The 9,174-nt window shown below is 41.5% G+C and carries 11 protein-coding genes and 1 rRNA gene; 2 read left to right on the top strand and 10 right to left on the bottom strand.

Annotated elements, in window-relative coordinates:
- Both CUU66_RS03265 and CUU66_RS03260 read right to left on the bottom strand, forming a co-directional pair.
- Positions 1–168, bottom strand: a 16S ribosomal RNA gene (locus CUU66_RS03265); the annotation flags it as partial.
- Positions 169–417: 249 nt separating this feature from the next.
- Positions 418–699, bottom strand: coding sequence for a hypothetical protein (locus CUU66_RS03260; RefSeq protein WP_101640250.1), 282 nt, complete (start codon positions 697–699; stop codon positions 418–420).
- 138 nt (positions 700–837) lie between these two features.
- Here CUU66_RS03260 and pdaB point away from each other — a divergent pair, with 138 nt between their 5' ends.
- Complete coding sequence (pdaB, locus tag CUU66_RS03255; RefSeq protein ID WP_374702960.1) at positions 838–1,590, top strand: polysaccharide deacetylase family sporulation protein PdaB; 753 nt, start codon at positions 838–840, stop codon at positions 1,588–1,590.
- 160 nt (positions 1,591–1,750) lie between these two features.
- On the opposite strand, the gene CUU66_RS03250 is transcribed toward pdaB, so the two are convergent.
- Positions 1,751–2,368, bottom strand: a complete 618-nt coding sequence (locus CUU66_RS03250; RefSeq protein WP_101640247.1) for a KinB-signaling pathway activation protein — start codon at positions 2,366–2,368, stop codon at positions 1,751–1,753.
- A 146-nt stretch (positions 2,369–2,514) separates the two neighbouring features.
- On the opposite strand from CUU66_RS03250, the gene gerD reads away from it, so the two are divergent.
- On the top strand, positions 2,515–3,087 hold the full coding sequence (gene gerD / locus CUU66_RS03245; protein WP_101640246.1) for a spore germination lipoprotein GerD: 573 nt from the start codon (positions 2,515–2,517) through the stop codon (positions 3,085–3,087).
- A 33-nt stretch (positions 3,088–3,120) separates the two neighbouring features.
- Here gerD and CUU66_RS03240 read toward each other — a convergent pair whose 3' ends face one another.
- From CUU66_RS03240 to truA, 7 genes are all read right to left on the bottom strand, one after another.
- The gene (locus CUU66_RS03240; RefSeq protein ID WP_101640245.1) at positions 3,121–4,176 is read right to left on the bottom strand and encodes an Mrp/NBP35 family ATP-binding protein; all 1,056 of its coding nucleotides are present in this window, start codon (positions 4,174–4,176) and stop codon (positions 3,121–3,123) included.
- Between the two features lie 99 nt (positions 4,177–4,275).
- Positions 4,276–4,983: an N-acetylmuramoyl-L-alanine amidase CwlD gene (gene cwlD / locus CUU66_RS03235; protein ID WP_101640244.1), complete on the bottom strand. Its 708-nt coding sequence runs from the start codon at positions 4,981–4,983 to the stop codon at positions 4,276–4,278.
- 73 nt (positions 4,984–5,056) lie between these two features.
- The gene (locus CUU66_RS03230) at positions 5,057–5,500 is read right to left on the bottom strand and encodes a YbaK family protein (RefSeq protein WP_101640243.1); all 444 of its coding nucleotides are present in this window, start codon (positions 5,498–5,500) and stop codon (positions 5,057–5,059) included.
- Positions 5,501–5,748: 248 nt separating this feature from the next.
- A complete protein-coding gene (gene hemG / locus CUU66_RS03225; RefSeq protein WP_101640242.1) occupies positions 5,749–7,134 on the bottom strand; it encodes a protoporphyrinogen oxidase in 1,386 nt (461 codons plus the stop codon).
- 230 nt (positions 7,135–7,364) lie between these two features.
- Positions 7,365–7,757 carry a 30S ribosomal protein S9 gene (rpsI, locus tag CUU66_RS03220; RefSeq protein ID WP_101640241.1) on the bottom strand — a complete coding sequence of 131 codons (393 nt, stop codon included), beginning with the start codon at positions 7,755–7,757 and terminating at the stop codon, positions 7,365–7,367.
- Positions 7,758–7,775: 18 nt separating this feature from the next.
- Positions 7,776–8,213, bottom strand: coding sequence for a 50S ribosomal protein L13 (gene rplM / locus CUU66_RS03215; RefSeq protein WP_101640240.1), 438 nt, complete (start codon positions 8,211–8,213; stop codon positions 7,776–7,778).
- Positions 8,214–8,426: 213 nt separating this feature from the next.
- On the bottom strand, positions 8,427–9,167 hold the full coding sequence (gene truA / locus CUU66_RS03210; protein WP_101640239.1) for a tRNA pseudouridine(38-40) synthase TruA: 741 nt from the start codon (positions 9,165–9,167) through the stop codon (positions 8,427–8,429).
- Positions 9,168–9,174 lie beyond the last annotated feature (7 nt).

The following is a 9,174-nucleotide window of genomic DNA, read 5'->3' as shown; positions in this document are numbered from 1 at the left end:
TAGCTCCGGTTTCCCGAAGTTATCCCGATCTTAGGGGCAGGTTGCCCACGTGTTACTCACCCGTCCGCCGCTAACTTCAGGAAGCAAGCTTCCTTCCATCCGCTCGACTTGCATGTATTAGGCACGCCGCCAGCGTTCGTCCTGAGCCAGGATCAAACTCTCCGAAGAATGTTTGATATAGCTCTTAAAAGTTTAAAACTTGTTTTTGTATTTTCTCAGAGAGAAAATACCTGGCGTCTTGTTTCGTTCAGTTTTCAAAGAACAATTATCTTGGTCAATGTTAGTCAACCTCCTCACGAGGCGACTTCTCTAATATACCATGCAGCTGCAACTTAAGTCAACAACTTTTTTAAATTCGTTCGCTGTTCAACAGTAAAATGTTTCGCAGCAACGTTTATTACTATACCAGCGGAATCATTATGAGTCAATAACTTTTTTGTTTCTTTTCTTAACTGGCTTCGTATTATCCACTGAAGCACTTTTGGGCTTCTCTGCCGTCCGCATATATAGCAAACAATCCTTAGGATCAGCAATTCTTTTAAATAAACTAAAAAGAATTTGATATCTTTCTTCCATGGATCTTTTCACGATATGCTCAATCCTTGTATCTGTAAGATCGAATAGAATCTCATCCATTTCTCTTTTGATTAAATATTCTATTTCTCGAATTTCTTTCTCGTTAATCAGCATTCCAAGCATCTTTTCCACCTTCAGTCTATTTTCCTCCTATTTTTCTCCTGAATTTCCTATTTTATGTCCGGCGAAACAAATATTTTGGTCATAAGTCCCTTGAACACGCATAGGATGAGACAAGAGTCTATGGACGAGGTGATAGCTTTGTATTATTTTCAAGCGGCAAATGTCAAAAAGATAAAGCAGTATACGTTTATTATCGTGATTGCTTTTTTCACTGCAGTTTTTCTCTACGTTGAATCCCTGAATAACTTCTCCGTATTTTCGACAATGACTGGTCCAAAGGCGGTTTATAAAGGAGAAAGGGATCTTGCTTTAACCTTTAATATCGGATGGGGCGATGTTAGAGCCAAGCCTATTCTGGAGACATTAAAAAAAGAAAAGGTTAGAGCCGCCACTTTCTTCGTTTCGGGGTCATGGGCGGAGAGACACCCTGAGTTAGTTGCCCAAATTGTAAAGCAGGGCTATGAAATTGGAATCTTAGGCTATGGGTACAAGGATTACACCAGTATGGAGGAACAGGAAATTGCACGTGACATTTCAAAAGCACAAGATGTTTTCCGAAAACTAAATGTCAAAAATATTGAATTACTCCGGTCCCCGACCGGACATTTTGACAAAAATTTATTAAAGGTTGCTGATCGTTATGGATATTCAGTTGTTCACTGGAGCCTGGACTCAAAGGATTGGACCAATCCCGGAGTACAGGAAATCGTAACGAATATAGAAGATGTGGAAGATGGAGATATTATTTTGCTGCACGCATCTGATTCCGCTAAGCAAACGGCCAGGGCATTGCCGCAGATTATTGACTCTGTACAATCCAAGAACCTTAAGTTTGTCAGTGTCTCCGAAATGATTGCCAACTCAAGCACTAAAACAGAAGAAATTAAATAGGACAGTTACACCCTTGTTCAGCGGCAGGGATCGCACAGAGCTCTTATGAATATAATCAGCCAGGGGCAATTTACATTACGAATAATGGTCCTGATGTATAGCCTCCTGTCAGGATACAGATGAAAAATTGTACAAAAAAAAAGAATTAACCCGTTCACGGTTAATTCTTTTTTAATTCTAATTCCTGTCTTGACCGGGTGTTTAAAGATCCCAGTATGAGAAGTTGATAGGCGTTGCAGATCAGCAGCGGCAGCAGCATAAACAGCATCCAATCCTTATCATTAGATCGCAGGACCGGCACCCATTCAACAACCGTTACAATAATCATAAAAAAGACGGCTGGGATAAAAGCTGCATTATTCGTAATTCTTGCTTTATACCAGCCAACCGCAAGACCGCTGACCAATAGAAAAGCACTATATACTGCATAAATACTTCTGTCACTTTCATTACCAAACCATATTGGGCCAAAGTATATTAAATCGAATAGCACAAATGCTATCAATACAACTTGAACACCCTTCCAGCTTGCTCCAAAAATCCCAAGGCCGAAGCGATGGACCGTCAAATATGCAAAGAATCCCATCTGGCTGATGACACTGAATAAAAAGCCAAGGCCGATAAGCCATACAATTGTCATCAGCAGCTCCCCATAAGCCCCTTTGGTGATAAGCGGGCCAAGTTCGTTCCAGCGGGCAGCTATTCCAACTAATACAGCTGATAACCCTCCGAGCAGCAATGTAGTGAGTAATAATCTAACGAGGTTACGGCTATTCACTCTCTATATCCCCCATATACTTTCTTATACTGTACTATCCTGATTGTACCAACCAGCACTAGAAAAATCTAGGTGCCTCTTCAAGAGAATAATTTTTATCAGAAAGATTATATTAAAAACATATGAAACAAGAAAGGGGTTTCCTAATGCGAAGCGGAGCCTTGATTCTTCTTCTCTCTGCCTTTTTCCTCACTTTGTCAGGATGTAACCTAGCCGGGGGCAGTAATCATGAGGAAAAAGTGGATTACGAAGAAACCAAAAAAATGGTTATGGATATTATCAAATCCGAGGATGGAAAAAAGGCTTTTCAGGAAGTCCTTAAAGATCCCAAGATTAGAGAGCAATTTGTGCTGGATGACCCATTAGTGACTAATACCATTCAAACCAACCTTACCTCAGATAAAAGCAAAACCTTTTGGCAGAAAAATTTAAGTGATCCGAAGTTCGCATCTACTTATGCAAAAAGTTTAAAAAGTGAACACGAAAAACTGTTAAAAGATCTTATGAAGGACCCGGCTTACCAAAAACAAATTATAAGCCTTATGCAGGACCCTCAGCTGAGCAGTTCTTATCTAAAGGTTCTTCAAAGCCAACAATACAGGGACACTGTACAAAAGGTGATGCTTGAAACAATGGACAGTCCGTTATTTAAAGCCAAAATGCAGGATACAATCATTAAGGCTGCAGAAGAGATGCCTGCATCTAAAGCTAAGAAATAAAGAAACGCCTCGTAAGTGAGGCGTTTTCTTATTTTACTTATCTAAGATATCAATGAGTTTTTCTGAAATGGACATATATACTTTTCCAGTCGGATGATCCTCGGCATAGATGGATGGAGCAAAATCCTCATCATTCCAGTCCGGCTGCTGCAGCGGAAGCTGGCCAAGAACAGTAGTATTAAGCTCGTCCGCAAGCTTATCTCCCCCGCCTTTACCAAATACATATTCCTTTTCACCGCTGACCCTGCTCTCGAAGTATGACATATTCTCAATTACGCCAATTACTTCATGCTCGGTTTTAATGGCCATCGCTCCTGCCCTGGCCGCAACAAAAGCTGCAGTAGGATGCGGGGTAGTGACGATGATTTCTTTGCAGGATGGCAGCATGGAGTGTACATCCAATGCAACATCTCCTGTGCCTGGAGGGAGGTCCAGCAGAAGATATTCAATATCGCCCCACTCCACTTCAGTAAAGAAGCTGTTGAGCATTTTACCGAGCATAGGCCCTCTCCATATGATCGGCGAATTGTCTTCAACAAAGAAGCCCATTGAAACTACCTTAACTCCAAAACGTTCCACTGGTATGATTTTATCTCCCCGAACGATCGGCCGATGCGTAATTCCCATCATGTCCGGTACACTAAACCCGTATATATCTGCATCAATTAAACCGACCTTTTTTCCGAGGCGGGAAAGTGACGTTGCTAGATTTACGGAAACTGTAGATTTTCCTACGCCGCCCTTGCCGCTGGCAATCGCAATAAATTTGGTTTTGGATTCCGGGGATAACAAGCCTAGATCCTTTTGCGGCATAGAACTGCGGTGCTTAAGCAGTTCATCCTCCGGCAAGTCTGTAAAACGTATTCCTACGGATGCTGCCCCTGCTTTTTTCAGCAAATCAACAATGACCGTCTGGAGCTGCATCTGCTCGCTTGTTCCCGTTTTTGCTATGGCAATCTTAACGCTAACATGGTTCTTTTCCGGCTTTATTTTAACTTCTTGAATACCGCCAAGTTCCTCTAGCGTTTTATGTATAAAAGGATCCTTTAAATCCTTTAAAATATCCCTTATCTGTTGTTCTGTTAACAATTCCAGCACCGCCTTTTTGAATTCGCTTCCATATTCAGTATATCATATATGCTTTGAATTCTTTAAATCCCTTGCTTATAAAACCCGGTGAGAGCGGTTTTAATTGATGTATTCTTCGGTAAAATAACGGGAAATCCCTTTATAAATGGAAGCAGCGACTTTTTCCTGGTAAATATCGCTTTGTAAATTAGCACGTTCCATAGGGTTAGATAGAAATCCGATCTCTACTAAAGCTCCGGGTTTTTTCACATGTTTCATTAAGTAGACTGTATTCATAGCTTTAGCTTCTCTGGAAGTATTCTCTAAATTTCGTTTAAGCTCTTCCTGTATGAATTTAGCAGCCCGCTTGTTCTCATCGTACCTTAAAGTATAGAACGTCTGTGCACCGCTCCACTGCGTAGACGGGAAGGCATTCAAATGTAAACTGATATACAAGTCAGCCTGTGACTTATTGATAAATTCCACTCTTTCCCTCAGGTCTTCCCGCTTTCGCGCTCTCAGCCCCTTGGTATTCTTTTTTGCCAGGTCTTTGTCTTCCTCTCTGGTAAGAAGAACAAGTGCTCCCTGCTCTTGGAGATAGTCCCTTATTTTTTTGGAAACCGACAGGGCAATCTCCTTTTCTAATACCGGACCGTTATTTGCTCCGGCATCCACCCCTCCATGTCCCGGGTCAATGACTATAATCTTGCCTGACAGCGGCAGACTCCATGGTTTCCAAGAATCTTTATCAATAATTTGAAAGGTAATGAGTAAAAACAATAATGTGATCCCAATCGCGATTCCGCTGTATTTCCATTTTTTCTTCAATACAAAAACCCCCGCTCATCCCTATATGGTACAAAATATGGGACGAGCGGGGGTTTTAGAACCGAAGCTTTTATTAATGTAGCCGCAGCTTGTACATTTTCTGGCCTTTTTGAAAGCCGTCATTCCACCAGGAATCGACATATTGCTCACATTCATAATAGAGAGATTCACTCACATAGTCCTGCTGTTCAGCCTTTCCCCAATATAGAACAAAATTAAATAGAGTATCGATTAAGTGCTTTTCCTCTGCCCTGCAGCGATTTTTAACAGATGCTATATTTTCTCCGTAATAACCGAATTTACTGAAATGTGCGCCCAGTAAATAAGCCTCTATAGCTACATCATAACATCCCTCTTCAAGAACCTGGGAAAAGGAAAGCTGAAAGAGACGGTTATGCCCAAACTGCTGCTGCACTCTCTTCTTTAATTGATCTATAGAGAGCTCTCTCAGAACTTTCCTCTCATATTTAACCTGCTTCTCCCTTTGCTTCTCCTTTAATGTGGTGATCACATTCATAAAGCACCTCTTTTCGGCTAGCCGGTAAATAAACCTTCGTTTAGAACTAACACTTACCGCTGCCATTCATACTATGGAGTTAGTTTCTGCATGGAGGTTCCTGTAATTCTTATAATGGGGATTTTCCGCTCTGGGAATTATTTAAAGGGGACTTCAGCAGGTATTTGGGGATAATAAAATTTGTGCAGCAAAGACATACAACAATAAATAAAATAAATCCCCTTCTTTACCAGGAGGGGATTGTATTTTTATAATTTCTCAATAATTTTCTTTCCTGTGGCTGCTCCATTTTCTATGCAGTCAGGGATACCGACACCATAATAAGAACTCCCGGCAAGCCAAATCCCCGGATAATCCTCAGCCAGTCTGCTTTCAAGAGCTGCCACTGTCTTTGGATGGGAAATCAGGTAGTTGGGCATATTTTCTGTCCAATCCGTTACTTCACTCACTAAGGGCTTTGCTGTAATACCTAAACTTTTCTTAATATCCTTTAGGGCCGTTTCAATAAGCTTCTCTCGTTCGATTTCTTTTAAAGCCGTGAATTTTGGATTGCTGCTTTTATAAAACAGCCTTACAAGGAGGTTCCCGCTCTCCGATGTGTGCTTCCACTTACGGCTTGTCCATGTACATGCATTACAGGATAGATCGTCCGTGTTTGAAGCGATAAAGCCTGTACCATCCGCGGGCAGCCGGCTGTCTGGAATATCAAAGCCAAGATATACTGAAATAAGCGAGCTGTTTTTTAACGGTGCGAACTCCATTTTTACTGAATCCTCCGTAAACAATGTTTCTGCCGCATTATGAGGTATGCTTAGCACAATCTGGTCTGCTTCTATAATTTCCCCATTAGAAAAGAAAACCCGATACCTGCCACTTGCTTTTTCAACCTTATCTGCTTTCATATTCTTCAAAATTTCTGTTTGATCAAGGGTTTTTTCATATGCATGAATAAGCGCATCTAGGCCGCCATTTAGTGAAAGGAACTTCTTTTCACCGCTGCTTTGCCATGTCTTCTTATTCTCCTCAAAGCCTTTAATTATACTTCCATACTTCTCTTTATAATCAAATACCTGAGGCAGAGTCGAAGCAATAGTAAGATCACTGAGGTTTCCAGAATATACACCTGAAAGCACTGGCGCAATTTGCTTTTGAACCAATTCTTCCCCCAAAAAGCACTCCAGAAACTTGCCTATGGAATCATTCTTTGTAAAGTTTTCATTCTTTGTAAAAAAGTCCTTTAATGCCTCGACTTTACCCTCTGCTGATACAAGGGTACTCTTCGCCAGTGATTCAATACTGGCAGGGATACCAAATACAGAATCTGCAGGAATCAGCTTAAGCTCCCCATCACTATAGATGAACGACCTGCCAGCGGCGTTATAGACTAATTTACCCTCCAGTCCCAGCTCCTTAATAAAATCCATACCGTGTGCTTTACGGGTAACCATAGAGTCTGCTCCGGTTTCCATTACAAAGCCGCCTTCCTTGACGGTTCGAATCTTTCCGCCAAGCTTTGCCGCAGCTTCAGCCAGTACCAGCCTTACATTCGATTGACATTCTTTTTTCCATTTATTCAGCTCATATAAAGCGGCCAGACCTGTTACGCCGCCACCGATTATTAATACTGTTTTCAAGTTGGACACCTCTGATTAATATCCTATTCGTACTTAAAGTGTACCACAATACAGAGTAAAGATTGAAAGCCGCGGTTTAATGTAACAATATTGTACTGATCTTTAGAGTTTTCCAAATTGGTTATTTTTTACGTAATTCCGCGAAACCATTTGATAATTGGGCGAAAAAACACTTTCCAGCATAAAAAAGACCCCCAGCCAAGATGACTGAGAGTCTTTGAAAGCGAAAATTAACGCTTTGAGAACTGAGGTGCACGACGAGCGCCTTTAAGACCGTATTTTTTACGTTCTTTCATACGAGCGTCACGAGTTAATAGTCCAGCTGATTTAAGTGATCCACGGTATTCAGGATCAGCTTGAAGCAATGCACGGGAGATTCCGTGGCGAATTGCGCCAGCTTGGCCAGTATAGCCGCCGCCTTGTACAGATACAAGAACGTCATAGCTGTTCACTGTTTCTGTATTGTTAAGTGGTTGTTTAACAACCTCGCGTAAAGCTTCGAATGGAATGTATTCGTTGATATCACGGCCGTTGATTACGATGCGTCCGTCGCCTGGTACTAAACGTACACGTGCTACGGAGCTCTTACGACGACCAGTGCCATAATATTGTACCTGTGCCATTATAATATCCTCCCTTTATTATCCGCGTAGTTCGTAAACTTCAGGCTGTTGAGCTTGGTGTGGATGCTCGCTGCCAGCGTATACGTGTAATTTTTTAAAGATTTGACGGCCAAGAGAGTTCTTTGGAAGCATGCCTTTAACAGCAAGCTCGATCATTCTCTCAGCGTAGTTAGTACGCATTTCAAGAGCCGTTCTAGTTTTTAGACCGCCTGGGTGCATACTGTGACGGTAGTAAATTTTATCTGTAAGTTTCTTACCTGTAAGTTCTACTTTAGAAGCGTTGATGATGATAACATGATCACCTGTGTCAACGTTTGGTGTAAATGTTGGCTTGTTTTTTCCACGCAAGATAGCTGCTACTTCACTTGCAAGACGACCTAAAGTTTTACCTTCAGCATCAATAACGAACCATTTACGTTCAATTTCATTTGCTTTCGCCATAAATGTCGTGCGCATGGTTACCCTCCTATTAAATCGTTGGTTATATTTATTTTCAATCACGTAAAGTCTTCCGGGGCTTAACGTGGGGTTTAAATATCATACCTATGATATGATATAATTTTTAGGACGTAATGTCAAGAAAATGTTACACCAGGATTAGTTGTCATAAAAATCGGGAACGCCTTGATATTACTGGATTTCCGCCCAGCTGTTTTTGGGTGAAAAAAATTAATCATAAAAGACTTCCCATAAATATAATCCGTGGCCCGGTGCCGTTTTCCCGGCACAGCTGCGATCCTTTTTTTCCAGGATCTCTTTCATCTCACTAGGTCGCTTCCTGCCCGTCCCTACTTCTAAAATCGTTCCTACTAATATCCTTACCATGTTATAAAGAAAACCATTGCCTACAAAGCGGAACATCAGCTCATCTCCGCTCTCCACAAATTCAATAGTACGAATGGTCCTTACCCGGTCTTCTACTTCCGTTTTAGCAGAGCAGAAGCTCGTAAAATCGTGAGTGCCTATTAAATGCTTCACTGATTCATTCATAGCCTCATAGTCAAGCTTAAATCCTGCCTGGTATGAATAATTACGCCTGAAAGGATCCCTTACTGTTCCAAGACTCACAAAGTACCGATATTCCTTTCCCGACGCATCAAACCGTGAATGGAATCCTGGATCAGCTCTACTGATCTGTACCACAGAAATATCATCAGGAAGCAGGGTATTCATTGCTTTCAGCCAATTTTCTTCAGGTATCTGGAGCGGAGAATCAAAGTGGATAATCTGGCCTCTGGCATGGACTCCTGCATCAGTTCGCCCCGATGCTGAAATGCGGATGTGAGTGCCCTTATGCAATTTAGTTAGAACACTTTCAATAACTCCCTGTACGGTCCTTTTTTCGGGCTGGACTTGATACCCTGAAAAATGAGTGCCATCATACATAATTTTGCATTTAAATCTTTCCATTTAACAG

It is taken from the genome of Peribacillus deserti (genome assembly GCF_002863585.1).
Classification (GTDB): domain Bacteria; phylum Bacillota; class Bacilli; order Bacillales; family DSM-1321; genus Paraperibacillus; species Paraperibacillus deserti_A.
This window is presented reverse-complemented; position numbering and strand designations above follow the sequence as displayed.

Bases quoted from the DNA above. Each gene is read 5' to 3' on its own strand.
- gerD (WP_101640246.1), top strand. From the start codon at position 2,515: ATGCGAAGCGGAGCCTTGATTCTTCTTCTCTCTGCCTTTTTCCTCACT.
- truA (WP_101640239.1), bottom strand. From the start codon at position 9,167: ATGGAAAGATTTAAATGCAAAATTATGTATGATGGCACTCATTTTTCA.
- rplM (WP_101640240.1), bottom strand. From the start codon at position 8,213: ATGCGCACGACATTTATGGCGAAAGCAAATGAAATTGAACGTAAATGG.
- rpsI (WP_101640241.1), bottom strand. From the start codon at position 7,757: ATGGCACAGGTACAATATTATGGCACTGGTCGTCGTAAGAGCTCCGTA.
- CUU66_RS03260 (WP_101640250.1), bottom strand. From the start codon at position 699: ATGCTTGGAATGCTGATTAACGAGAAAGAAATTCGAGAAATAGAATAT.
- CUU66_RS03230 (WP_101640243.1), bottom strand. From the start codon at position 5,500: ATGAATGTGATCACCACATTAAAGGAGAAGCAAAGGGAGAAGCAGGTT.